Genomic DNA, 24,764 nt, shown 5'->3' with positions numbered 1-24,764 from the left:
ATAACGAGACGAGGAAATGCCGATGGAAGTCACCACGGAGAATCGCAGCCCAGGGAAGCTGTTTAGCTGGATTGAGCGGGTTGGTAACAAAGTGCCGAACCCCTTTTTACTTTTTGTCTATTTGATTGTGGTGCTGATGGTCGCAACCGCCATTATCAGTGGTTTCGATCTGGCGGTGAAAAATCCAACCAACGGAGAGCTGGTGCGGGTCAACAACCTGTTGAGCGTGTCCGGTTTGCAGTGGATCCTGCCCAACATCATCAAGAACTTCAGCAGCTTTACCCCGCTGGGATCGATTCTGGCGTTAGTGATTGGTGCCGGTTTGGCAGAGAAGGTCGGCCTGTTGCAATCGCTGATGGTCAAGATGGCGTCACGCGTCAGCCGCCGCTACGCCAGCTATATGGTGCTGTTTATCGCTTTCTTCAGCCATATCTCCTCAGATGCCGCGCTGGTGGTGATGCCGCCGCTCGGTGCGCTGATCTTCCTCGCCGTGGGACGTCATCCGGTGGCGGGGTTACTGGCAGCGATTGCCGGTGTGGCATCCGGTTTTACCGCTAACCTGCTGATTGTCACCACCGATGTGTTGCTGTCGGGTATCAGCACCGAAGCGGCCAAAGCGGTAAGCGACACGGTGCACGTTAGCGTGATCGATAACTGGTTCTTTATGGCCTCATCGGTGGTAGTGCTGACCATTGCCGGGGCCGTGCTGACCGACAAGTTTATCGAGCCACGTCTGCCGGTATGGAACGGCGGCCATCAGGATCGTCTGCCACCACTGACCGCGCTGGAAAATCGTGGACTGCGAGCCGCAGGTATCGCCGCGCTGGTGTTTATCGCGCTGATGGCGCTGCTGGTGGTGCCGGAACACGCTCCGCTACGTAACCCGAAAACCGGTGGCATTATCCCGTCACCCTTTATTCAGGGCATTGTGCCGATCATCATCCTGTTCTTCTTTGTGGTGGCGATTGCCTATGGCGCGGTGACCAAACAGATCCGTCGCCCGGATGATATTCCGCAGTTGCTGGTTGATCCGATGAAAAATATGGCGGGCTTTATTGTGATGGTATTTCCGCTGTCGCAGTTCGTCGCCTTCTTCAACTGGAGCAACATGGGCAAGTTTATGGCGATTGGTCTGACGGATATGCTGGAGAGTGCGGGTATCAGCGGTGCACCGGCGTTTCTCGGTCTGATGTTCCTGTCGGCGTTCCTGTGTATGTTTATCGCCAGCGGTTCCGCTATCTGGTCGATTCTCGCGCCGGTATTTGTGCCAATGTTTATGCTGCTCGGCTTCCACCCGGCTTTTGCGCAGATGATCTTCCGTATCGCCGACTCAGCGGTGCTACCGCTGGCCCCGATGTCACCGTTCCTGCCACTGTTCCTCGGCTTCCTCCAGCGTTACCAGAAAGATGCACAACTTGGCACCTGGTACGTGCTGATCTTCCCCTATCCGTTGGTGTTCTTCGCCACCTGGATTGTGTTGCTGATCGTCTGGTACGCACTGGGTTTACCGATCGGTCCGGGGGTCTATCCCAGCCTGCATTAACCGTATCGCCAGGGACGGCGATCACACTTACGCGAATTGCAACGTACGTTGCTAAAATCTCACCGCCTCACCTCTCGGCAACCTGTGCGTAATTGATTATTCTGCTATTCCTTCGCTTGCTAACGGTTAATTATTTTTAAAACCAATCTCAGCCGTTCGCGAGTTTTGCAAACACCGTCATACCGAGGTTCACACAAAAATGACAACAGCCTGCACAACAGAGATGGCTGGCGATTTGATCGCTGCGGATCGCCGCACCTTAGCCGGACGCATTGATGCACTCCCCTCTTCCGCTGGCCTGTGGCGTTTTATCACGCTACTGGCGCTTGGGGGTTTCTTTGAACTCTACGATCTGTTTGAAACCGGCTACATCAGCTCCGGGTTACTGGCTGCGGGCGTATTCCACACCGGCAGCGCGGGAGTGTTCGGTATTGCCGATCAGGCCGCCTTTGCCTCTGCCACCTTTCTTGGCCTGTTTGTCGGTGCCAGCCTACTCGCGCCCTACGCTGACCGCTTTGGCCGCCGTCTGACCTTTATGTGTGCGCTGGCGTGGTACGGCGCATTTTCGCTGTTGATGGCATTCCAGCAAAGCGCCGAGATGATTATCCTGTGTCGCTTTCTGGTGGGGATTGGCCTCGGCATTGAGCTGGTGACGATTGATACCTATCTCTCCGAGTGGGTGCCGACCCATCTGCGTAGCCGCGCCTTTGCCTTTTCGTTCTTTATCCAGTTTCTTTCGGTCCCGGCCGTGGCGCTGATGTCGTGGTGGCTGGTGCCGCAAACCATTCTGGGCCTGGAAGGCTGGCGTTGGGTGGTGATTGCTGGTGCGGTCTGCTCGCTGGTGATTTGGTTTATTCGTAAGAACCTGCCGGAATCGGCGCGCTGGCTGGCGCAACAGGGACGGCATCAGGAAGCGCATCGCGTGCTGAGCGCGATGGAACAACGCTGTGGCATTGCGCCGGGTGAAGACTTTTCCGCCAGCGATGCGGCGGCGCAACTGCCGAAGAAAGGCCGTTTCAGTGAAATTTGGGCACCTGCGTATCGCCAACGTACCCTGATGCTGGTGGTGATGAACTTCTTCCAGGCGATTGGTTTCTTTGGCTTTGGTAACTGGCTGCCAGCGCTGTTGTCCGGCAAAGGGGCTACGGTAACGCACAGCCTGCTGTATGCATTTTTCATCACTCTCGCCTATCCGTTGGGTTCGCTGATTTGCAGCCGCTACGCCGATAAGCTTGAGAACAAGTGGCAGATTGTTCTGTCGTCGTTGATGACGGTGGTGTTTGGCACGCTGTTCGCCTTTATGACCAACCCGGTACTGATGATTATCTGTGGTTTCCTGATTACTTACAGCAACGCCTGGCTGACCTTCAGCTACCACGCTTACCAGACCGAGATTTTCCCGACGCACATTCGTGCACGCGCGGTGGGTTTTTGCTACTCCTTCAGCCGCCTGTCTACCGCGTTTAGTAGCATCCTGATTGGCTTGATTTTGCAGTACGCCGGTAGCGAAGGGGTGATTGCGTTTATCGTGCTGAGTATGTTGATGGTAATGCTGTCGGTGGGGATTTACGGTCCGAAGACGCGTGGGATTGATTTGGAGAATATTTAAAGTTGTTCGCCTGCTGGCAGCGGTTTAGCTCTGAGAAGGTTCCGCCCGCCAGACGGCAGCAGTCTGGCTCTGAGAAGGTTCCGCCCGCCAGACATGGTGGAGTTTCAGCTGCATCGTGCAGGCGGACGGGCAAAGGTCCGAGGGCGCGGACCTTTGCAATCCGCGCCCTGCGGCGTCCTCGCGCAGCGCTATGCGCTGTCCCCTCGCTTATCACTCAGGCCGCACGGCACGCGCGGATTCGCCATCCATGGCTCATTCCGCTCTCTCGCCGCATCCATGCGGCTCGGCCTGGCCTTCCCTCTGCGCTCGGCGCTGTGGATGCCGCCCACCCCACCGTCTTAAAGACCGCAGAAAAAAAACACAAAACACAAAGCAAAAAGAAAGAGACTGAAAAGCAGAAGACGTGCAGCGGTGGGTGGGGCGCCATCCGGACTCGCTGAGCGAATGAATGCTGCCAGGATGAGCCGCATGGATGCGGCGAAAGGCGGCGTTGAGTTGTAGCGGCGCGATTTATCGCGCAAAAAAAGCGGCTGGCGCGAGGCCCGGGATTGCAAAGGGTGCGGCCAGGCACCCTTTGCTCGGTCGCCGCACCGGCGAGCTGAAACTGCCACTGCTTGTGGCGAACGAAACCCGCTCAGTGCGAACGAAACCACCTCAGAGCCAACGCCCCCCAGTGCAAACGTAATGCTACTGCTGCTCCAGCACCTTAATATCCGCGTTACCCTGGTGCGCCTGCACCGTCTCATCCTTACGTAACGACGCAACATCCTTCGCCGTCACCGTGGCTTTGGCACCATTCCCCCAGCTACCACGAATAAAGTTCACCACATCCGCCACCTGCTGGTCGTTGAGACGCCAGCCGAAAGCCGGCATGGTGATCGCCGTTGGCGCACCCTGCACACCAGGCAGCGTACCGCCCGTCAGCACGATATGGATCAGCGAAGTCGGATCTTCCGCCAGCACCACCGGATTGCCGCGCAGCGCCGGGAAGAAGCGTTGATAGCCGCTACCGTCGGTTTTATGGCAGGCCGCACAGCTGTCGACATACACCGACGCACCCGGTTGGCTGTCATCCCCTTTCCATAACGCCTGCGCGACCATGTCATCCTGCTTAAACACCGCCTGGTTGGCGTCTTTCGCCCCCAGCGATTTCAGGTAACGGGCAATCGCCGCAATATCCTCATCGCTCAGATATTGCAGGCTGTGCTCCACCACGTCGGTCATACCACCAAAAGCCGCGGTGTGATCGTTGCGGCCATAGCGCAGGAACTGACGCAGATCGTCCTCGCTCCAGTGGCCTAAACCGTCGCGGTTGTCGCCGCGCAGGTTGCTGGCACTCCAGCCATCGATCGGCGCGCTGCTGCCGGAGAGATAATCGTGCGCATCATCGTTACTCAGCGCCTTCTCCTGCATGGTGATGCTACGCGGGGTATGGCAGGCACCACAGTGGCCCAACCCTTCCACCAGATAACGACCACGCGCCAACTGCGGATCTTCCTGTGCGACAGGCTGGAACGCTTTCACATCCGGCGCAAACATGCCGCGCCAGATGGCCAGCGGCCAACGCATCGACAGCGGCCACGGAATGTCGCTGTCTTTATTGGCCTGCGCCACCGGAGCAACGCCGTGCATAAAGTATGCGTACAGCGCCTGCATATCCTCATCGCTCACCACCGCGTATGAGGGATACGGCATCGCCGGATACAACGTGTCACCGTTTTTCGCCACACCATGACGCACCGCTTTTTGGAAATCGTCGTAGCTGTAGTCGCCAATCCCGGTGGTTTTATCCGGGGTGATATTGGTGGAATAAATGGTGCCAATCGGGGTCGCCATCGGCAGGCCACCGGCAAAAAGCTGGCCGCCTTTCACGCTGTGACAAGCCACGCAGTCCCCGGCGCGCGCCAGATATTCACCCCGTTTTACCAGGGCGTCATTTGCCTGATCGTCCGCCAGCACGGCGAACGACAACGTGCCCAGCACCAGGGCAACAATGTTTTTGAACATCAATGAATTCCTTATGCCTGCACCAGTGGACCGGGGTTTTTCAGATACTGTTCACGGATGGTTTTGGCTGACCAGTAAGTCAACGCCGCCACCATGCCGGTTGGGTTGTAGCCCAGTCCCTGCGGGAACGCCGACGCGCCCGGCACAAAGACGTTCGGCACATCCCAGCTCTGCAAATAACGGTTCACTGCGCTGGTTTTCGGATCTTCACCCATGATCGCGCCACCGCTCATATGCGTGGTCTGATACACAGTGGTATCGAAGTGGCTACCCGGCCCCTTCGCGCCGCCGATGATCATCTTCGGGTTCATCGCTTCGGTGATTTTGCGCATCTTGCCAATCATAAACTGCGCCATCTTGATGTCGTTGTCCTGCCAGTCAAAGGTCATACGCAGCAACGGCTGGCCGTAAGCATCTTTGTAGTTAGGATCGAGATCGAGGTAGTTGGCGCGATACGACTGGTGCGCCCCGTGGGCATCCATCGAGATGTGATGGTTATAGGTATCCGCCACCGCGGCTTTCCATTTGCTGCCCCAGTTGGGCGTGCCTTGCGGTGTCGGCAGGCCGGAAATCGGTTTGGTGCCCGCCTGGTTAACCCAGAACGGCGAACCGCCAACGAAACCATACGGACCGTGGTCGAAGTTGTCGGCGTTGAAATCATCCACCGCCACCCCAGCGCCACCGGCACCGATAAACGGGTTAGTGGTGGTGTTTTTGTCGAACAGGGCTTTCAGCGTCGAGATGTTCTGATAGGCAAAGTTACGCCCCACCGTGCCTTCGTTGGTGATCGGGTTGTACGGCTGGCCGATACCGGACAACAACATCAGATGCACGTTGTGGAACTGGAACGCTGACAGGATCACCAGATCCGCTGGCTGCACCACTTCACGCCCCTGACCATCAAGGTAGGTCACGCCGGTGGCGCGCTTTTTGTCGTCGGTCAGATTGACGCGCAACACGTAAGCGTTGTTGCGCAGCTCAAACTTCGGCTCCTGACGCAGCGCAGGCAGAATGTTCACATTCGGCGAGGCCTTGGAATACATGTAACAGGCGTAGCCGCTGCAATAACCGCAGAAGTTACATGGCCCCATCTGCGCGCCATAGGTATTGGTGTACGGGCCAGAGGTGTTGGCCGACGGCATATCATACGGATGATAACCCACCGCTTCTGCCGCCTGGGCAAACAGCTGCGCGGAGTAAGTGCGCTTCTGCGCGGGCAATGGGAAGTCGCTGGAACGATCGGGTGCGTACGGGTTGCCCCCCTTCTCTTTGCCTACCAACGTGCCTTTGATGGTCCAGGCGCTGCCGGAGGTGCCAAACACTTTTTCGGCCTGATCGAAGAACGGCTCCAGCTCGTTGTAGCTGACACCGAAGTCCTGAATCGTCATACCTTCCGGGATAAATTTTTTGCCGTAACGCGCTTCATAATGGCTGCGCAGGTTCAGTTCGACCGGGTCGACACGAAAATGTACGCCGGACCAGTGCAGACCAGCGCCACCGGTGCCGGTGCCCGGCAGAAATGCCGCCAGTTGGCGATACGGCACCGCCGTTTGTGAGGCATCGTGACGAATGGTGACGGTGCTTTTCGACAGGTCCTGAAACAGCTTTTTACGGATGTTATAGGTCAGTTCATCAATGGATTGCGGATATGCGCCATCCGGGTAAGTGTCGCGATGTGGACCACGCTCCAGCGCCACTACGTTTAACCCGGCTTCGGTCAGCTCTTTCGCCATGATCGCCCCGGCCCAACCGAAACCAACCACCACCGCATCCACTTTCTTCAGTTCATTTGCCACGGTTACGCCCTCTCCCCGCGAATATCCACCGATGGGAACGGATAACGTTCACCGCGCTCCACCCAATCCATATAGTCGGCACGTGCGCCAGGGAAGCCGATCAGCTTCCAGCCCACCATGCCCTGATTACCGCCGTGGATCGGATCGCTGAAGTAACCCTCGCGGGTGTTCTGCAACAGGAAGGAGAAGAAGGTTTTGGCCGGAAGCTGCGTGAACGCCGCTTTGCCGCTTTCGAAGTCGCTCAGCAGCGCGTCCTGCTGCTCGCCACTCAGCTCAGCAAACACTTTGCCGTGCTGCTGCTTGCTCCAGTTATCGGCTTCCGCCAGACCGAGACGGTAGATCTGCTGTGGCACCAGCGACAGCTGATAACCCAGCTCTTTCGGCAGATCCGGGTTGAACGGCCCCTGCATATACCAGTTGCTACCGGTGGCATATGGGGTATTCATCTGACGGTCGATATACTCCGGCACTCCGGCTTCCAGTGCGCCTGGGCCGCGTTCATCGCTGGGTATCAGCCGCGCCACTGCGGCGGTAATCAACGCAAATTCTTCTGCGGTGAACCACCCTGGTTGGTAATCGCGCGCTTTTTGCGGCGCACCAGGTTGTTCCGCTGCACCGGCAGCCATTGGCGCGACCAGTGCGCCCATGGCTGTCGTTCCAACCGCCATTGCTGGCGCCAGGGTGATGGTTCTCAGCAGAAAATCCCTGCGCGTGTGACCATTTTTGTGTTCTGACATGACATTGCCTCAGTGCCGCATATAATGTGGCATGAAAGGTTAACTAATTGCGTTGTAATGATTTTTATGTGCGGGCTTAAGGATACAGCGCCACCGTTACCGGTAACATTGCATCGCAGTGTAACATCGTTGCCGACAAAGATTTAGCGGAAGGAAACAAATTCGCACAAATTAATTAACATTTTGCGCAGCTGCTTTACACCGCAGGCGCGACATTGTCATTGTCTGATACAACAGCCTACAGACAGTTAAGTCCCCAAAACGGTATAAAGGGATCTGATCACAGCGGAGTGTCTATGTTTAAGTCCTATTTTCCCCGGCCAGCGCTGTTTTTCAGCTCGGCTGCTATCTGGAGTTTGCTGGCGATTTTTGCCTGGTTTGGCTTCGCCAGCGATTTACCCGCAATGTGGCCCAATATCGCCGCCGCGATGAGTAAGCCCTTACCTGATAACGCGTTGCGCTTTATCGCTGCCAGCCAACTGTGGTTTTACGCCTATTACTGGCTGGTGGTGGCGCTGTTTGCCATTGCCTGGCGTATTGTCGATAACCACCCGTGGCAGCGCTGGTCAGTGCTGGGTTCGGCGTTGATCATCTTTGTCACCTGGTTTGGTGTGCAGGTTGGTGTGGCGGTGAATGCCTGGTATGGTCCGTTCTACGATTTGATTCAGAAAGCGTTAACTAAAGCGGGATCGGTGCAGATCGGTGAGTTTTACCAGCAGGTTATCGCCTTTTTGGGCATTGCGTTAATCGCCGTGGTGATTGGCGTGATGAACTCATTCTTTATCAGCCACTGGGTGTTTCGCTGGCGTACCGCGATGAACAACTACTACATGCACAACTGGCAGCGCCTGCGTCATGTGGAAGGTGCTGCACAGCGTGTACAGGAAGACACCATGCGCTTCGCCAGCACGCTGGAAGACTGGGGGGTGAGTTTCATTCAGGCGATCATGACGCTGATTGCTTTCCTGCCGGTGCTGATCGCCTTGTCTCATCATGTGAAAGATATTCCGCTGCTGGGCAATATTCCGTATGCGCTGGTGATAGCCGCCGTGCTGTGGTCGATTTTTGGCACCGGCCTGCTGGCGTTGGTAGGGATTAAGCTGCCGGGGCTGGAGTTCCGTAACCAAAGGGTGGAAGCCGCCTATCGTAAAGAACTGGTCTACGGTGAAGATGACGCCTCACGCGCCTCGCCGCCGACCGTGATCGAGCTGTTTGGCCGGGTGCGTTTTAACTATTTCCGCCTCTACTTCCACTACCTGTACTTCAACATCACCCGCATTCTCTACTTGCAGGTGGATAATGTGTTCGGGCTGTTTTTGCTGTTTCCATCGATTGTGGCGGGCACCATTACGCTCGGTCTGCTCAACCAGATCACCAACGTGTTTGACCAGGTACGCTCGTCTTTCCAGTATCTGATCACCTCGTGGTCAACGCTGGTGGAGCTGATGTCGATCTACAAACGTCTGCGCAGTTTTGAGCAGATTTTGCAGGATATCCCGCACGAAGAGATGATGCGCGAAGCGGCTGAATCGGAATAACATCCTTCAGCCGTCGCGGCACGATTGATCGCGCCGCGACGGCTTCTTATTACAGTGCGATACGCAGCACGCTATCCGGATTTTTTGGTGGCTCTTTACGTGAACCCGGCTGCTTGATGCTGACAAACAGGGTTTTGCCATCGGCTGACAGCGCAAGGCTGTTTGGCAGACCCGGTGCTTTCACGGTGCGTTTCACCTTGTAGCTGCTGGCGTCGATAATGCTGATTTCGCCTGCTTTACGGTGCGTCACATACAGTTCGTCACGGTCGGCGTTAAACAGCACCGCCAGCGATTCCGGTACATCGATCTTATGGATGACCTGCTGGGTGCGGGTATCCAGCACCAGCACCTGCGGCTGTTTGGAGTCGCTCAGGAAGGCACGATGACCTTTGGTATCCAGCGCGATATTCAGGAAGAAGTGATCCTTCTCCGCATCAATTTTCTGACGTTTTTCAATCGCGTTCAGACGGGTATTGATGGTGACCAACTCGCCGTCACCGTTGGTGACGTAGAGTTTCTGTGCGACGGAATCCAATGCCAGGCCGGTGCCCATTTTGCCGGTGTTCGGCACGGTGCTGATTAGCTGCAAGGTTTTGCCATCCACCACCCATACCACGCTTTGCGGTCCCAGGCCGGTGATATACACGCGGTCGGTTGCCGCATCGGCCACCAGCTCACGCGGTTGCAGCGGACGTACGGTTTCACTGCGTTTACGTGCATCCAGCACCAGGGTATTCAGCACCTTGCCGCTGCTGGCATCAATAGCCGTCACCGCCGCATTGACGGTATTACCGATGTACAGGGTGTTGGTTTTGGTATTGATGGTGGCGCCGAAGGCTTTCAGATCGGTGTCAATGGTCTGCTTCACCGCCAGGTTCTGCGGATCAAGACGATAGACGGTGCCGCCTTTTTCATTGGTGGCATTTTGTGACGTAGCGAGGAACAGCGCGTTATCGCTGTTGCTGAACGCCAGTTCATAAGCACCTTTGGAAATTGGCTGATTCAGTTCCTGAGCATCAGCCGCCATCGCTGCCGAGCCAGAGAACAGAGCCGTAGCCAGAAACAGTGGACGCAGCACCCACTGCACAGTTTTATTCGCTTTCATGACTTCTCCATAGCAAAACCACCGCCTCACGGCAGTGAATGAAAGCCCGACATTGCAACCAGATAGTTAAAAACAGCCCGAGGCGGGCCGACGAAGGATATTAGTTTTTGCGAATAGTAATCATTTGAGAAGAAAAGTGACAGGATTTTATCTGCTTAAACGCGGCCAGGGCGCCCGGAGGCACCCTGTCAGCACAGATTGTTAACTGACTTATTTGGTCAGTTCAGCGGTCATGTGCACGCCGTTGTTGAAATTGGCTTCAGTGACTTTATATGAAGCACCAGCTTCGTGCGCCTGAGCAGCGATTTTCGCTTCGGCACCGTCCAGCGTAGACGCGGTAGCTGTCACACTCTGAGCAAAGCTGGCAAACGGCAGAACAGAAAGGGCAACAACAGCAGCAAAAGTTTTGATAGATTTCATGGTCAATTCCTCGGTCAATGCTTGATTAGATAAGGCGTCATCGCCTTGTTGAGATACATAATAGGCCGAAAATTGATCAACAAAAAGCGGAGGGATTTGCGGTTGTTATTCAAATAAACTGAATATAAAAGGCACAATATGGTTAGCTTTCACGCAGAGTGTTAATAATCTGCCTTTTCGTTAAAAGGCAGAATTTATCGCTGTGATTGGTGAAGGTTAATGCACACGATAAATCGCGCCGCTACGCGCAGGTGCAGTTTGTAGCGACGCGATTTATCGCCTGGTTTGTCTACCCGTGGTGACGCACGCGGGTGAAAATGGTTATCGCCGCCAGCAGCATCAACACGCCGCTGGAGAGGAACACGCCACCTGCACCCTGCAAGTCAAACATCCAGCCACCGGCGGCAGCACCGACGGTAATCGCCAATTGGATGGTGGCGACCAGCAGACCCCCGCCTGACTCCGCATCATCCGGGACGGCACGCGAAATCCAGGTGGACCAACCGGTCGGCATCGAACCGAATGCCAGGCCCCACAGCGCGACTCCCGCTCCCACCAGCCAGGAGACCCCGCCAAAACTCACCAACACCAGCGCGGTGACACTCATCACCAATGCCATACCACTCAGCGTCAATGATACGCTGCGCGTCACCAGGAAACCCGCCAGCGAGGTGCCAAAGAAGTTCGCCACGCCAAACGCCAGCAGCACCAGCGACAGTTGATTGACGTTAAGCTGCGCCGCACTTTCGAGGAACGGACGCAAATAGGTAAAGAAGGCGAAGTGGCCGGTAAACATCATGATCACCGCCAGCATACCCCAGCGCATTACGCCGCGACGCAGCAGGTCGAGCACACCTCCGTTGCGCGCCTTGTTCTCCGGCGGCATCGCTGGCAGGGTAAAGAACTGCCAGAACAGCGCCAGAACGCCTAACGCGCTGGTCAGCAGGAAAATATTGCGCCAGCCAATCAACCCGCCCAGATAGCTGCCCAACGGGGCCGCAATAATCGTCGCCAGCGAAATCCCACTAAACACAATCGACAGGGCGCGCGGCACCTGTTCGTTCGGCACCAGCCGCATGGTGATGGCGGTCGATAACGTCCAGAAGCCACCAATCGCCATCCCCAGCAGCACACGTGCCAGCAAGATCATGGTAAGGTCCTGGGCAAATGCCACCAGCAATGCTGAGGCAATTAGCAGCAGGGTAAACGCCAGCATCACCATACGGCGATCGAGACGACGGGTAATATTGCCGATGACCAGGCTGGTCAGCAGCGCCACCAGCGCCGTCACCGTTACTGTCTGCCCGGCCTGTCCTTCGCTAACCTGCAATGAATCGGCAATTGGCGTCAGCAGGCTTACCGGCAAGAACTCAGCGGTAATCAGGCCGAATACGCCGAAAGCCATCGCAAACACCGCACCCCATGCGGGTTTCTCCACTGGCAAACTCTGTTCGACGACATCACTATTCAGGCTCATCTGCGATCCCCATCACAAAAATTTAAAGTGTGAGCATAGTGAGCAACAGCAAGACGATCTATGATACAGAAACTTTGTTTTTTGATAATTCGTCTGGAATCGTATGAGCCGCTATGAAGATCTGACCAGCGAACTGCTGATGGGTATGCGCCTGTACGGCGTCAAATATCAACGTATCGCCCTTAACGCCCCGTTTGGCCTGCGTTATGACGACGCGCCAGGCCGGGCACAGCTGCATTTTGTCGGGCGCGGATCGCTGTTGATCCGTTCCGCCTCCGGGACGATCTATCCACTTCAGGCGGGAGATGCCTTGTTGATCCCCCATGGTCGACCGCATGCGTTGATCTCCAGCGAAGAGGTGCATTGCGAACCCATCAGCACCTTTAACAGCAAACCCATCTGCGCCAGCGTGTGTGCCATTGATGGTGCCGAGGGCGAGTGCGTGGATAACACCGACGTGGTGCTGTTCAGCGCCTGTATGGCGTTTGAGCTGGGTGGCATGCAGCCGCTGGTGCACACCATGCCGGACGTGATGCTGGTCAGCACACTGCTGGCGCAATACCCGGAAATCCAGCCCATTCTTGATGCGATGGAACGTGAAACGCGCCAACGGCAGGCAGGCTTCGCCGGGATTCTGTCACGGCTGGCAGATGTGGTGGCGGCGCAAATTGTCCGTGGCTGGGTCGAGAATGGGTGCGGCAAAGGCAGTGGCCTGGTGCAGGCGCTGCGCGATCCGCGTCTCAGTCAGGCGATGGCCGCCATGCATCGTGCGCCGGGGGAAAACTGGACTGTCGAACGGTTGGCGCGTGCATCCGGTAGCTCGCGCTCGGTGTTTGCCGCACGCTTTCAGTCAGCCACCGGTATGACGCCCCTGCGCTACCTCACCGAGCTGCGTATGCGGCTGGCGGTGCAGCGTATCGTCAACGAGGGCGAGGCGATGGAAAGCGTTGCCTTTCACCTCGGTTACGGTTCGTTGGCGGCCTTCAGTCGGGCGTTTAAGCGTATTGTCGGGCAATCTCCAGGCGCATTGCGCGCCCGACGGGAGATGCTGCCTGATGTTTAACGAAATACGCTGATCGCTTCCACCAGGCGGTTCGCCTGACGCGCCATGCGTCCTGAGGCTTCCGCCCCCTCCTGCACACGCGCCGCATTCTGATGGGTGATGTCGTCGAGATCTTCTACCGCCCCACTCACTTCACTCAGCGCAGTGGATTGTTCTGCGGTGGCGCCGCTGATTTGCGCGATAAGCGTAGTGACGTGCTGCACCTGTTCAACAATTTCCTGCATGGTGCGCCCGGCAGCATCGGCGTGCTCGCTACCTGATTGCACGCGGCTGGCACTGGTCTCCACCAGGTTTTTAATCTCGCTGGCGGCGGTGGCACTACGTTGCGCCAGGTTTCGCACCTCACCGGCCACCACGGCAAACCCTTTCCCCTGCTCACCGGCACGTGCCGCTTCAACGGCGGCGTTCAGAGCGAGAATATTGGTCTGGAAGGCAATGCTATCAATCACACTGGTGATATTAGCGATACGCTTCGAGCTGTCGGCGATTTCAGCCATCATCCCTACCATCTCCTGCACCACCTGGCCGCCCTTCACCGCCGAATGGCTGGTGTTGACGGAGAGGTTATTCACTTCGCTGGCGGTCTCGGTGTTACTTTTTACCGTCGCGGTCATCTCGTTCATGGTCGCAGCGGTTTGCTGCACATTGGCGGCAGCCTGTTCAGTGCGACGGCTTAATTCATCGTTGCTGCGCGCAATGGCGTCGCTGGCACTCAGCACGTTGATCGCCTGACCACTGACATCATCGACCAGCCAGCGAAACATCAAACCGAGCTGGCCGATAGCACGCAGCGTGACGCCGATTTCATCCACCCGGTCCATCTGCTCCACTTTATGGCTGGCCCCGGTTGCCACGCTCAATGCCTGGCGACACATGTGCTCTATCGGACGTGAAATTTGCTGTTCCAGCCACAAACTGGTCAGCAACAACAACGCCGCCATGCCACCGCTAAAGCAGCCGATAGCCAGCGGTGTCATCCCCAGCAGCCAGACACTCAGCACCGACAACGGCAGCAGCACCGTCAGCGTGGAACGAATACGCCAACGCAGCGGCAGGGTTTTCAGTACTGCACTGAACCGGCCAACAATCAACCCTTTATGAAAGCGTCGCCCTTTGGCGCGCCCTTCACGGAAATCGCGATACAGCGCTTCTGTCTGACGAATCTCCTCTGCTGTCGGTTTGGTCCGCACCGACATATAACCCTGCACCTGCCCCTCACGTACCACCGGAATAGCATTGGCGCGTACCCAGTAATGATCGCCATTTTTTCGACGGTTTTTCACCAGCGCAGTCCAGGGTTCCCCCTGCTTTAACGTTGCCCACATATCCGCGAAAGCTTCCTGCGGCATATCCGGGTGGCGCACCATATTATGCGGCTGCCCATTGACCTCTTCCGGGCTGAATCCGCTGACTTCGATAAAAGCGTCATTCGCGTAGGTGATATAGCTGTTGAGATCGGTGGTGGACATCAATGTGGCATGATCGTCAAAGACGTATTCGCGCTGAGTGATGGGCTGGTTATTACGCATGAGTCAGTCCTTGCAAGGCCCGCAGAGGGAGAAAAATTGATAACGCTTTTTTATCTTTTCGGCAGGCAAACGACCTTACTTTAGCGTGGCTTTATAATTTTCGACTCGAATCAAGCAGGATATGCTGGCGTGCAGCTTTCTGTCATTCGTAAATTATCGATAGAATTTTAGTTACGATAAATGAAATCAATATCTTACTCGCTAAATTGGCTCTCCCTGCCTGACGACATGCGGGTATCGACAGTTGCCCCAAACAGAAAGGCACGCGATGAATCATGCTACCGCCTCTCCACTCCCCTTTATGCTTTACCGCTTCCTGTGAAAAACATCATTTTTAGGTCCAGTAATATATATCGCAAGACAGCGATCCAGATGAATATATTCAGCTACCTGGTCAGTCATGCAGGTTAAATCCGCAGATGATTACTGGCTCTGGATCGCCATATTACTCGCAGCCTGCCAACCAGGTTTTAACTCCCTGTTAAATCATGACCTAACACCTCTGCATCACAATTTCTATCAGATAATTACTGAACTCCCCACGCAAGAAATCTACGTGGCGTGTGAATGATTACCAGGAGAGAATGCCCTTAACGCAACCCGGTCAAATAGCCATAATCCGAAGCCCACAGACACAGAGAAAAATCATTTCAATAAAAACTGATGCTTATTAAGTTAACTGATTTACACAACGAAAAATTATTGTTAAGCAGAAATAATAAGCCAATCACAAATGAATAGCCAAATTCTTAGACGAGAATTCTATTCACGCTGAGGCACCCGAATTTTAAGAAATAAGCTATATTCCTTTACACCCAATTGGAAGATATTACTAAGCATGAAAAAGATGCTTTCGTGTAAGGAAATTATTATGACGATATCTAATTTTCGTATCGTTCTATAAACCAATTTATGGTTTGCATTTATCAAAAAAGATAATAACGATGCGTCCCATCTTACATTAAGTTGTCAATTTGTGACCCAATGCTCACTCCAGACACCTTCATATGTAACGTTATGGATATTCACGCATTTTTCCTTACCTGCAACGCTGATCACTCAGGTTTATTCAGGGCCAATAATAAATAGAGCGAGCAGATAAAGCGAAATTGAAAATACCAATACCGTACTGGCAGGAATGATGTGCTGCTATAGCGGAGCTTTTTACGCTGTCTGTCAATTTATTGATCAGACCGGTAAATGTTGGGCCGAAAGGCTCACTGGTAGATTTCACAGGAATCATGGCATGACAACTACGATTAAACATAAAATCGTCACCGCTAAATCAGAAGAAATCGATTTGGGGCGCATTTATGGTGGATTGCTTGATCATCGTAAATTGATTATTGGGGTGACCAGCGCCGTTACCCTGCTGGCGATTATTTACGCTCTCTTCATCACGCCAGTTTACCAGGCGAATGCGATGATTCAGATTGAGCAAAAACAGGGGAATACGCTGCTTAATGACATCAGCCAAATACTGCCAGATAGGGAGCCGGTTTCCGCACCCGAGATTGCCTTGCTGCAATCACGCATGATCCTCGGCAAAACCGTTACTGATTTGAACTTACAGGCCGTCATTAGCCAGAAATATTTTCCGCTGTTTGGCCGGGGTTGGGCCAGGTTGACGGGAGAGGTGCCGGGGGAACTCAGCATCAATCAATTATATCTGCCGCGCACAGAGGCTAAATCCCCGCGCGTGACAATAACAATTCTGGATAAGGAGCGCTTTCTTGTCGAGAACGATAATCTCCACTTCTATGGCAAAGTGGGTAGCCCCATCACCCGTGACGGTGTGTTACTGAATGTCGATAGCATGCATGCCCAACCAGGTACGCAATTCACCGTGCAATATATTTCGCGCCAGGCGGCCATTGCCAGTCTGCAGGATGACTTCGATGTTCAGGATCAGGGCAAGCGCACCGGACTCCTGCTGCTGACATTGAGTAGTGAGGACAAAGACAGGGCCGCTACGATCCTGAACGTTATCAGCGAGAACTATTTAGAACAGAACGTTGCCCGGCAAAGGGCTGAAGATACCAACAGCCTTGATTTTCTGCATCAGCAACTACCCCAGGTGCGTAGCGATCTCGATGCAGCAGAAGACAAAATGAATCTGTATCGTCGCCAGAAAGACTCGGTGGATTTGTCACTGGAGGCCAAGGCCGTACTGGATCAGGTGGTGAATATTGATAGTCAGCTGAATGAACTGACTTTCCGGGAAGCTGAAATTTCGCAGCTATACACCAAAGATCACCCGACCTATAAAACGTTGCTGGAAAAGCGCCAGACCTTATTGCAGGCACGCGACAACCTGAATACGCGTATTTCCACGATGCCTGCGACCCAGCAGGAAGTTGAGCGTCTGAGTCTTGACGTGAACTCCGGGCGAGCTATTTACATGCAGTTGCTTAACCGTCAGCAAGAGTTGGGTGTGGCAAAATCAAGCATCATCGGCAATGTACATATTATTGACACTGCGGTGACCCAGCCATTCCCTGTTCTGCCAAATAAATCACAAATGGTAGCGACCGGTCTGGTAGCCGGCGTTATTTTATCGCTGATATTGGTTGCCGGAAAAATGCTGTTACGCCGGACAATTGAATCAGCTGAGCAACTGGAGAACATGGGTGTCAGTGTTTATGCCAGTGTGCCGGTGTCCGAATGGTTGCATAAGCAGAACTATAGCAGGACAGCAAAGCGCTTCGGCGACAAAAAATTGGTTTCTGAGAGCAAGTTCCTGGCAATCGATAACCCGGCTGATTTAGCTATCGAAGCATTGCGTAGTCTGCGCACCAGCCTTTACTTTGCGATGCTGCAAGCCAGAAACAACGTATTAATGATCTCCAGCGCCACACCAGGTGCGGGTAAGACATTTATTGCCAGTAACTTAGCCGCAGTTGTCGCGCAGTCTGGACTGAGGGTGTTATTTATTGATGCCGATATGCGCAAAGGTTATGCCCATAAGCTGTTCAACTATCGTGGAGAGAAAGGGCTATCAGACATTATCTCTGGACAGGTCAGCGCGGTTGACTTAGACAAAAAAATTTCTGGTGCAGGCTTCGATTTTATTTCACACGGAAGTGTTCCACCAAACCCGGCAGAATTACTTTCGCATCAGAGATTCGAAGCGCTATTGACCTGGGCATCAAATAATTATGATCTGGTGATTGTTGATACCGCACCGATTCTGGCGGTAACCGATGCCGCAATTATTGGACGTTATGCCGGGACGTCGATGTTGGTTGCACGATTTGAAGTCAATACGATCAAAGAAGTACAAGTCAGTATCAAACGTTTCGAACAGGTGGGAGTAAAAATCAAAGGTTGTATTCTTAATAGCGTGCTCAACAAGGCAAGTAATTATTATGTCTATGGATATAATCAATATAATTACGTCTATGCAGATGAAAAAAAAGATGACAGAACTGAGTCAATGAAAACCCCCTCGGAATAACAAGGGTGCTTTTAAACGCTAAACTCAATAGTTAAAGGTTTTCCTATGCGTAAAACAATCTTCGTTGTAATTTTAAGCGGTAAAAATTATAAAGACTCACGCATTCTCAATGGCATGATGAATAAATCGTATGCGGATACCGACCTCCTGATCATCAACCGGGGGCCAAACCCGTTGCAATTTGATAAAGATTTCATTCACACGCTGGGTTTTTGTGTCAATAACATTGATATCAAAGAGTCGATTGGTGATCTACCACTGGGAGAAGTCTGTAACAATGTCATCAACAAAAACGAAACCTATGACCGTTTTATCTTTTGCGATGATGACAGCACACTAAACAAAGAATATATAAAACGTCTGGATCGCTACCATAAGCAAGGTGTGGATTTACAAATACCCAGTATTCGTGGGCGGCTCGATGGCCGAGTTTACTATCCGATAATCAATGAGTCGGTGTGTAACGCTGCCGATGGTTTCAACATCAACACGGAAAGCAGCGTTAAATCATTAGGGTTAGGTCTGGTGATCTATCGCTCATTAATCGAGAAGTTTTCCGCAAAAAACATGAAGGTATTCGACGGTCAATTTGCATTAAACGGATGCGATACCGGGTTCTTTAGCCGGCTAGAAATGTTGAAGACGGAAAAAATTAATGTCGCGATACAGGTTGTTAATTCCCTGAATTATGCTCTTGTGCAGTCTCAGGGATTAACCAGCAAATGGCGCACGTTAGATAAACTCCGCGATAGTTTCTTATCAGTAAAAATGAGTAGATTTCGCTATTGAAATGCGTAAAAAACAATAATGAATTTTGCGACAGAAAATTTTCCAGGACATTTTTACTTTTAACATCCTTGTATAAATAACGCAAAACACATAGCCCATTATTTTATTTTTTTGGATTTACTTTATATGACTATTTTACAGCAGCGCATACACATTCAATCTGAATGTCGTCTCTCTCCGTCAATCGTCTGGCGCGGGCTATGCCTGTAACTTCTGAATCAAGGTAACAGGATAAAAACCATGGCCATGAAACCCGTTGTAAGCATGCTAATGGATAACGAAGAAGGGGTCGATGCAAGTAGACTCTTCGCAGAACTACTCGACTCTCGTTTTTTAATATTGGTTATCACCCTCAGTTTTATGCTGCTGGCATGGGCCTATACATTATTGACGCCCGTTATTTATCAGGCTAATGCGCTTATTCAGGTGGAGCCAGCACGCACCAACGCCATTTTGGCTAACCAGAATAGTAAGCTGCCTGAGGGTAAACCCGTCTCTGCGATTGATGTGAAGTTGCTGCAATCAAGAAATATCCTCGGTGCAACGGTTGATGACCTGAATTTACAGGTCGTTGTGGAGCCGAAACACATGACGATTATTGGCGCGGCCCTGGCAAAGTTGACAGGAAAGTCCACTGGGAAAATCGATGTTAACCAACTTTATCTGCCTGGCACCACTGACGAAAACACCGAACAGGTGACATTAACCGTCATTGATAACCACCATTATCAAATTGGCTGGAACAATGCCTCTTTTGTGGCAGAAACTGGCAAAGTTTTTGAACACGCAGGGATGAAGATTCTGGTTGGCAGTATTAACGCGCTGCCCGGTGCGCAATTCACAGCAACCTTTATCTCCAGACTGGATGCCATCGACAAACTTCAGCATCAGCTGACAGTACAGGATCCTGAAATCAACAGCAGCATCATCAGGCTGACGCTGACCGGCGAAAATCAACACGAAACCATGCGGGTGCTGGATAATATCGCTGCGCATTATCTTAGCCAGAATATCAGCGAGCAGGTTGCACAGGACAGCCGGAGTCTGATGTATTTGAACCAGCAACTGCCAGCAGTGCGCAGTGAGTTAGACCGCAATGAAGATAAGCTCAATGCCGCCAGGGAGAAAAACGGCACCGTTGACCTGCCGCTGGAAGCGCAGTCGGTTCTTGATCAATCGGTAGATATTGATAATCAACTTAATGAACTAACCATCAGCGAAGCTGACATCTCACAACTCTATACCAAAGGTCATCCGGTTTATAAAACATTGCTGGATAAACGCAATACGTTGCTGGCCGCCAGAGATGGGCTAAAAGAGAAGATATCGGCAATGCCAGCCGTCCAGCAGGAAATATTGCGTTTGACCCGGGATGTTGATTCTGGACAAGTACTTTATATGCACTTGCTGTCCAGACAGCAGGAACTGAAAATCACCGTCTCCAGTGCAATTGGTAATGCGCGCGTGCTCGACCATCCGCTTGATGATCCTGAACCGGTTTCACCGAATAAATACATCACCATTATTCAGGGCTTGTTACTTGGTCTTTTGGTCTCGGCAAACATTATTTTTATTCGATTCGCGTTGGATAAAACGGTGGAATCGTCTGAGGAATTAGAAGAACGTGGAATGACCGTTTATTCCAGCATTCCATTTTCTCTCTGGCTCGAGAAAAGCAACAAGAAAAATATCTACAAACTGGCAAAAGCCTTCCTTGTGCGGGAAAACCCCACTGACCTGGCAATCGAAGCGTTGCGCAGTTTAAGAACCAATATACATTTCGCCATGCTGGAAGCACGTAACAATATTCTGATGATTTCGGGCGCCAGCGCCGGTGTAGGAAAAACTTTCGTCAGCACCAATTTCAGTGCGGTGATGGCTCAAACAGGAAAAAAAGTGCTGCTGATTGATGCCGATTTAAGAAGAGGCACTGCGCACCATATTTTTAATGTTAAGGAAAAATCAGGGTTATCTGACATTCTGGCTACGAATAATCCCATTGAATCAACCCAGCCGCTAACGATAAGTAACAGCCTGCACTTTATTGGTCGTGGCACTATCAATGAGGGTTTTACAGAACTTCTGATGAGCAGAAGGTTTGGCGAATTGATGCGCTGGGCTGAGAGAAATTATGATTTAGTGGTGGTAGACAGCCCCCCAGTGCTGGCGGTTACTGACGCTGAAATTATCGGCGCTTATGCCGGAACAACCATGCTGGTGGTGCGCTGTGATAAAAACACCCTTAAAGAAATCGAAATTAGTCAACGTCGTTTTGAACGCAACGGAATAAATATTAATGGATGCATTCTGAATGGGACAAAACTCCGTTCCTGGGGATACTACCGTTACAGTGATATCCAATATGCTTATGAGTCCGCCAGGCAAGGATAAAAATATTATTCACACATACTGACGCAGCCAATTAAAACTTTAACATTTCACACGAAGTGGGATGTCCATCATATTCCCCAGGAGATCGCATCATGAATGCTAAGCACGCCGCACAACCATTAGTGACGGTCTATATCCCGACGCACAACCGCTCGTCACTGGTTAAACGCGCAATAGCATCTGTTCAAAACCAGACCTATAAAAACCTGGAAATTATTATCTGTGATGATGGTTCATCAGACGACACCGAATGGGTAATTATGAAGATGCAAAGACAGGATAGTCGCATCGTTTATCTTAAAAATGATGTACCGATGGGAGCCTGTCATGCCCGTAATCGTTGCATTGCGATTGCCAGGGGTGAATTTATTACTGGTCTTGATGATGATGACTATTTTCTGAATACGAGAATAGCTAATTTCGTCACAGCCAGCCAAAGACTGAATAAACCCTTTCTTTGCGCCAACATGATCTTCAAAAACCGTGACATTGAAAAAAAATGGAAGAGTTATGTCGGTGATGTCACGCTAAATATGATGGGGTTTAAAAATTGGGTAGGTAACCAGGTATTCATCGAAACCCGTATGATGAAGAATATTGGTGGCTTTGATATCAACTTCCCCGCCTGGCAAGATTATGATCTCTGGTATCGGATGATCATGCAGTATGGTTCCTGTTACAGAATCGATGATGCCAGCTACGTCGTGAATATTGAGGATGACCGACCTCGTATTACTACTGGTAGTAAGGCATGGCAGGGTTATCAGAAATTCATCACTACGCATCAACCTTCTCTGAGTCGTCAGCATCTGAAATCACTCTATTTTCAAGACAAGCTGAATAGAAAGGATGAAATCAATTTTAAGGAATTCTTCAACTATCCCAGCATTGATAACCTGCTGATCCTTACCAAACATAAAGTCAGAAAGTTCATCCGCTCTCAGAAACAATAACCAAGGGTCGCATTATTATGATGAGAATGAATAAGCTAATGCCCCTGAGCTTAGCGATGAGCATGACCATTCCATTAGGTGGGTTGGTTCTTTCCTTTTTATCGCTGGATAAAAAAGGCATGAATCGGCTACCTTTTTTTGTGATGTCGATGTTCTATTTCTTTCTGCTGATCAAAATTCCGCCGCTAGGCGATCTCTACAGGCGCTATCTGGAGATCCATGCCTATGGTCCTGGTACGAATTTTTCTGATATTGCCAGCGCCCATACGGATATCCTGCTTTATGTTAATGGATGGATTTTTCAGCTACTGAAGATTCCTTTCTTTTTCATTCCTGCGTTCTACGGTGGTGTGATGTGTTATTTGTTACTCGCAGCATTCCGTAATGTAACGCTGATAGAAAATGCGGGAAGAGAAAACCGAGATATTTCCTCGACCAGGCTTGCCCTCGCCTATTTTACGGTTTTTTCGGCACTGAATATTTTAAATCTCGTCCTTGGCATCCGCTACGGTACGGCACTGGTATTTATGATCTATGCCGTCACCTGCTACTTCAGCAGAAGTAAATTACGCTGTGGTGTATTTGTGGTGCTTGCGCTACTTATGCATTTCTCTATGTCTTTTGTATTGCTTGTATTTGTGGCAAGTTTATTTTTTAAAGTTGAAAAGAAATTTGTCTTGCCATTGAGCATTTTCTTCTGGCTGCTGAGTTCAGTGGCATTACGCTCGATTCTGCCCAGCTTATCTTTTATGGGCATTGGCGATTACGCAATGGATGGCTATGTTGATGGTACTTTTAGTGCGACGCCGAATGATAGCAACACCATTTTCGTCGCCATTATTACCCGCTCGCTCGGATTGGCCACTTTCTTTTTCTACCTTTTGAGCAAAGGAGAGGTGAAAGGTTTCGATAGATTTTTGAATATGTTCATTCCTTGCTGTTTCATCATGTCTATCTCTTATACCGCTATGGGTCGCTATCTCAACATTGCTCAGTATCTGCTGGCAATCCGTATTTGTTATACCTATTTATTTGCAACCGGGTTTGACTCGGAAAAATTTCGCATTCTTCTCAGAAATTACCTTGTCGTCTTTGCGCTGCTTAGCCTGCTGATCATTAATATTTATACGCAACGCAGGACGTTATCGATGGGTGGGCTATGGTCTTATGCCTGGACAAGCCCGGTTTTTCTGATGAATTACTCCGAACGGGATTTTGAGAAATATCTCAATGATATTGATTATGACGGCTACTGGATAAAACACCGATAACTTCATTACTCATTTAAAAGACACAGAAAAATGAAAAATAAGATCCTTTTTATTGTCCCAAGTTTAAAAAATGCGGGACCGGTCAATGTCTGTCTCAATATTATCAAAAACCTGCCAGAGTTTTATGACATAGAAGTTCTGGCGCTTAATGACGGCGAACGAAAAGATGAATTCGCTACGCGGGCTAAGATCACCTTATTCAAACGGACCGCAGTATTACAGATATTGAGATTTATCCGTAAAGGCGGATTTTCAGTGATCCATAGCCACTGTACCGTCTCGGATATATTTAATTATTTATCATTCGCTTCAGTGCCACAAGTCACAACAATACATAATTATTTTGAAGTGGACTTTGTTCAGACCAAGGGATTTGTTAAAGGCATGCTCGAAGGTCTGGTCGGACGCTATATGATTCGTCATTTTCATAAAGTAGCCTGCTCCTATGCCGTTATGAAGCATTGCGTAAATTATCATGCGATGCATAACGTTACCGCTATTCCTAATGGCGTGGAACAGCCACGTCTCCTGCAAAATCAGAATCATGACAAGGTGGTTCACTATTTTTATTTAGGCGTACTTAACAAAAGAAAGAATGTTCAGCAAATTCTTGAGGCTTTTAGTGGATGGTGTCAGGGAAAAAATGCACAGCTGCATATTATTGGTGCAGGCACCGATGAAGCATTTCTACGCCAGGAATTCAATAATGAAAAAATCATTTTTCATGGTAGTACTGACCAACCACACGCTGTTTACCAGGATTTTGATTGTTTTATTTCGGCATCTCATGCTGAGGGTCTGCCACTCGCACTGATTGAGTCAATGGCTTCAGGTAAGACATTTATCTGCTCAGATATTGAACCTCATCAAGAGGTACATAACGCATTTGAAGAAAAAAGTGGTTTTTTATTTAACAAAACAACACATGGATTGATCTGCTGCCTGAATGAGTACTACCTGTCTGATGAAAAATCCAGTCTGGCAGATAACGCAAAAAATAATTACTTAAAAAATTACTCGGCAAAAAAAATGGCACTTAGCTATAGCGAACTTTATCAAAAAATATAATTTTTTCACAC

The 24,764-nt window shown here is 51.2% G+C and carries 17 protein-coding genes; 10 read left to right on the top strand and 7 right to left on the bottom strand.

The genetic code is table 11. The annotated features are described in order from the left end of the window. Positions 1–22: 22 nt before the first annotated feature. Entirely contained in the window at positions 23–1,543 is a 1,521-nt protein-coding gene (gene abgT, locus AC6I8W_RS01915) for a p-aminobenzoyl-glutamate transporter (protein WP_497836754.1), read from the top strand. A 199-nt stretch (positions 1,544–1,742) separates the two neighbouring features. Then, complete coding sequence (locus tag AC6I8W_RS01910; protein ID WP_497836753.1) at positions 1,743–3,152, top strand: MFS transporter; 1,410 nt, start codon at positions 1,743–1,745, stop codon at positions 3,150–3,152. Positions 3,153–3,839: 687 nt separating this feature from the next. On the opposite strand, the gene AC6I8W_RS01905 is transcribed toward AC6I8W_RS01910, so the two are convergent. Genes AC6I8W_RS01905 through AC6I8W_RS01895 form a run of 3 tightly spaced genes read right to left on the bottom strand, consistent with a single transcriptional unit; the run spans position 3,840 to position 7,692 of the window. Beyond that, positions 3,840–5,159 (bottom strand): c-type cytochrome, encoded by a 1,320-nt coding sequence (locus AC6I8W_RS01905; protein ID WP_497836752.1) that lies wholly within the window; start codon positions 5,157–5,159, stop codon positions 3,840–3,842. 11 nt (positions 5,160–5,170) lie between these two features. Beyond that, a complete protein-coding gene (locus tag AC6I8W_RS01900; RefSeq protein WP_497836751.1) occupies positions 5,171–6,955 on the bottom strand; it encodes a GMC family oxidoreductase in 1,785 nt (594 codons plus the stop codon). A 2-nt stretch (positions 6,956–6,957) separates the two neighbouring features. Further along, complete coding sequence (locus AC6I8W_RS01895) at positions 6,958–7,692, bottom strand: gluconate 2-dehydrogenase subunit 3 family protein (RefSeq protein ID WP_497836750.1); 735 nt, start codon at positions 7,690–7,692, stop codon at positions 6,958–6,960. Positions 7,693–7,988: 296 nt separating this feature from the next. Here AC6I8W_RS01895 and sbmA point away from each other — a divergent pair, with 296 nt between their 5' ends. Further along, a complete protein-coding gene (sbmA, locus tag AC6I8W_RS01890) occupies positions 7,989–9,230 on the top strand; it encodes a peptide antibiotic transporter SbmA (RefSeq protein WP_497836749.1) in 1,242 nt (413 codons plus the stop codon). Positions 9,231–9,279: 49 nt separating this feature from the next. Here sbmA and yncE read toward each other — a convergent pair whose 3' ends face one another. The 3 genes from yncE to AC6I8W_RS01875 all read right to left on the bottom strand — a co-directional run bounded on the left by yncE (position 9,280) and on the right by AC6I8W_RS01875 (position 12,232). After that, positions 9,280–10,335 (bottom strand): 7-bladed beta-propeller protein YncE, encoded by a 1,056-nt coding sequence (gene yncE / locus AC6I8W_RS01885; RefSeq protein ID WP_497836748.1) that lies wholly within the window; start codon positions 10,333–10,335, stop codon positions 9,280–9,282. Between the two features lie 210 nt (positions 10,336–10,545). Continuing rightward, positions 10,546–10,755 carry a YdgH/BhsA/McbA family protein gene (locus AC6I8W_RS01880; RefSeq protein ID WP_013507539.1) on the bottom strand — a complete coding sequence of 70 codons (210 nt, stop codon included), beginning with the start codon at positions 10,753–10,755 and terminating at the stop codon, positions 10,546–10,548. A 289-nt stretch (positions 10,756–11,044) separates the two neighbouring features. Beyond that, positions 11,045–12,232: an MFS transporter gene (locus tag AC6I8W_RS01875; RefSeq protein ID WP_497836747.1), complete on the bottom strand. Its 1,188-nt coding sequence runs from the start codon at positions 12,230–12,232 to the stop codon at positions 11,045–11,047. A 103-nt stretch (positions 12,233–12,335) separates the two neighbouring features. Here AC6I8W_RS01875 and AC6I8W_RS01870 point away from each other — a divergent pair, with 103 nt between their 5' ends. Then, entirely contained in the window at positions 12,336–13,295 is a 960-nt protein-coding gene (locus AC6I8W_RS01870; RefSeq protein ID WP_497836746.1) for a cupin domain-containing protein, read from the top strand. Here the strand turns inward: AC6I8W_RS01870 and AC6I8W_RS01865 are convergent. Next, complete coding sequence (locus AC6I8W_RS01865; RefSeq protein WP_497836745.1) at positions 13,292–14,824, bottom strand: methyl-accepting chemotaxis protein; 1,533 nt, start codon at positions 14,822–14,824, stop codon at positions 13,292–13,294. The two genes, AC6I8W_RS01870 and AC6I8W_RS01865, sit on opposite strands and share 4 nt — an antisense overlap. A 1,246-nt stretch (positions 14,825–16,070) precedes the next feature. On the opposite strand from AC6I8W_RS01865, the gene AC6I8W_RS01860 reads away from it, so the two are divergent. The 6 genes from AC6I8W_RS01860 (at position 16,071) to AC6I8W_RS01835 (ending at position 24,753) form a co-directional block, all read left to right on the top strand. Further along, positions 16,071–18,281, top strand: a complete 2,211-nt coding sequence (locus AC6I8W_RS01860; protein ID WP_497836744.1) for a polysaccharide biosynthesis tyrosine autokinase — start codon at positions 16,071–16,073, stop codon at positions 18,279–18,281. A gap of 45 nt (positions 18,282–18,326) precedes the next feature. Continuing rightward, positions 18,327–19,070: a hypothetical protein gene (locus tag AC6I8W_RS01855; RefSeq protein WP_497836743.1), complete on the top strand. Its 744-nt coding sequence runs from the start codon at positions 18,327–18,329 to the stop codon at positions 19,068–19,070. A gap of 240 nt (positions 19,071–19,310) precedes the next feature. Beyond that, complete coding sequence (locus AC6I8W_RS01850) at positions 19,311–21,461, top strand: polysaccharide biosynthesis tyrosine autokinase (RefSeq protein WP_497836742.1); 2,151 nt, start codon at positions 19,311–19,313, stop codon at positions 21,459–21,461. Between the two features lie 92 nt (positions 21,462–21,553). Continuing rightward, the gene (locus tag AC6I8W_RS01845; RefSeq protein WP_497836741.1) at positions 21,554–22,414 is read left to right on the top strand and encodes a glycosyltransferase; all 861 of its coding nucleotides are present in this window, start codon (positions 21,554–21,556) and stop codon (positions 22,412–22,414) included. Positions 22,415–22,470: 56 nt separating this feature from the next. Beyond that, positions 22,471–23,685 carry a hypothetical protein gene (locus AC6I8W_RS01840; RefSeq protein WP_497836740.1) on the top strand — a complete coding sequence of 405 codons (1,215 nt, stop codon included), beginning with the start codon at positions 22,471–22,473 and terminating at the stop codon, positions 23,683–23,685. A gap of 30 nt (positions 23,686–23,715) precedes the next feature. Then, positions 23,716–24,753 (top strand): glycosyltransferase family 4 protein, encoded by a 1,038-nt coding sequence (locus AC6I8W_RS01835; RefSeq protein ID WP_497836739.1) that lies wholly within the window; start codon positions 23,716–23,718, stop codon positions 24,751–24,753. Positions 24,754–24,764: the final 11 nt, after the last annotated feature.

Source organism: Pantoea sp. X-Soil-TKNS-1211, from assembly GCF_059730495.1.
This window is presented reverse-complemented; position numbering and strand designations above follow the sequence as displayed.

What these genes read in the sequence shown, in the direction of transcription:
- yncE (WP_497836748.1), bottom strand. Translation starts at nt 10,335, where the DNA reads ATGAAAGCGAATAAAACTGTGCAGTGGGTGCTGCGTCCACTGTTTCTG.
- abgT (WP_497836754.1), top strand. Translation starts at nt 23, where the DNA reads ATGGAAGTCACCACGGAGAATCGCAGCCCAGGGAAGCTGTTTAGCTGG.
- AC6I8W_RS01850 (WP_497836742.1), top strand. Translation starts at nt 19,311, where the DNA reads ATGGCCATGAAACCCGTTGTAAGCATGCTAATGGATAACGAAGAAGGG.
- AC6I8W_RS01905 (WP_497836752.1), bottom strand. Translation starts at nt 5,159, where the DNA reads ATGTTCAAAAACATTGTTGCCCTGGTGCTGGGCACGTTGTCGTTCGCC.
- AC6I8W_RS01880 (WP_013507539.1), bottom strand. Translation starts at nt 10,755, where the DNA reads ATGAAATCTATCAAAACTTTTGCTGCTGTTGTTGCCCTTTCTGTTCTG.
- AC6I8W_RS01860 (WP_497836744.1), top strand. Translation starts at nt 16,071, where the DNA reads ATGACAACTACGATTAAACATAAAATCGTCACCGCTAAATCAGAAGAA.
- AC6I8W_RS01840 (WP_497836740.1), top strand. Translation starts at nt 22,471, where the DNA reads ATGAGCATGACCATTCCATTAGGTGGGTTGGTTCTTTCCTTTTTATCG.
- AC6I8W_RS01855 (WP_497836743.1), top strand. Translation starts at nt 18,327, where the DNA reads ATGCGTAAAACAATCTTCGTTGTAATTTTAAGCGGTAAAAATTATAAA.
- AC6I8W_RS01910 (WP_497836753.1), top strand. Translation starts at nt 1,743, where the DNA reads ATGACAACAGCCTGCACAACAGAGATGGCTGGCGATTTGATCGCTGCG.
- AC6I8W_RS01875 (WP_497836747.1), bottom strand. Translation starts at nt 12,232, where the DNA reads ATGAGCCTGAATAGTGATGTCGTCGAACAGAGTTTGCCAGTGGAGAAA.
- AC6I8W_RS01870 (WP_497836746.1), top strand. Translation starts at nt 12,336, where the DNA reads ATGAGCCGCTATGAAGATCTGACCAGCGAACTGCTGATGGGTATGCGC.
- AC6I8W_RS01835 (WP_497836739.1), top strand. Translation starts at nt 23,716, where the DNA reads ATGAAAAATAAGATCCTTTTTATTGTCCCAAGTTTAAAAAATGCGGGA.
- AC6I8W_RS01895 (WP_497836750.1), bottom strand. Translation starts at nt 7,692, where the DNA reads ATGTCAGAACACAAAAATGGTCACACGCGCAGGGATTTTCTGCTGAGA.
- AC6I8W_RS01865 (WP_497836745.1), bottom strand. Translation starts at nt 14,824, where the DNA reads ATGCGTAATAACCAGCCCATCACTCAGCGCGAATACGTCTTTGACGAT.
- AC6I8W_RS01845 (WP_497836741.1), top strand. Translation starts at nt 21,554, where the DNA reads ATGAATGCTAAGCACGCCGCACAACCATTAGTGACGGTCTATATCCCG.
- sbmA (WP_497836749.1), top strand. Translation starts at nt 7,989, where the DNA reads ATGTTTAAGTCCTATTTTCCCCGGCCAGCGCTGTTTTTCAGCTCGGCT.